Source organism: Streptomyces sp. AC627_RSS907, assembly GCF_019049165.1.
In genome coordinates this window covers 1-557 of sequence record NZ_JAGMUE010001114.1, presented here as the reverse complement: position 1 = coordinate 557, position 557 = coordinate 1, and the positions used below count along the sequence as shown (strand labels likewise).

The following is a 557-nucleotide window of genomic DNA, read 5'->3' as shown; positions in this document are numbered from 1 at the left end:
GACGTCACCTACATCCCGATCAACACCCGGGCCGAGAAGATCAAGGCCGCCTTCAACGACCCGAAGAGCGCCCCTGACCTGATCGAGTACGGCAACACGGACACGGCCGGCTACGTGCAGGACGGCGGCCTCGCGGACATCAGCGAGGAGTTCGCGAGCTGGCCGCAGAGCAAGGACACCGACGCCACGGCCAAGGAGTCGGTGACCGTCAAGGGCAAGACGTACGGCTCCCCGCTCTTCGTCGGCGTGCGCGCGCTCTACTACCGCACCGACGTCTTCAAGGACCTCGGCCTCAAGCCGCCGACCACCCAGGAGGAGTTGGTCAACACCGCCGAGAAGATCCGGGCGGAGCGGGGGGACCTGTACGGGCTCGCGGTGGGCGGCGCGTACACCTACGGCGCGATGCCGTTCCTGTGGGCGAACGGCGGCGAGTTGGCCACCGAGAAGGACGGCGCCTACCGCTCGACCATCGACAGCGCGCAGTCGCAGGCCGGCATCAAGGCGTACACCGCGCTGTTCGGCGACCAGAACTGCCCGGCCAACAAGTGCGCCGAGAT

1 protein-coding gene is annotated in these 557 nt (G+C 67.9%); it reads left to right on the top strand.

The features are described 5' to 3' along the window. Positions 1 to 557: extracellular solute-binding protein (locus KUM32_RS40575; protein ID WP_217146694.1), on the top strand; the 557-nt coding region annotated here is incomplete at both ends.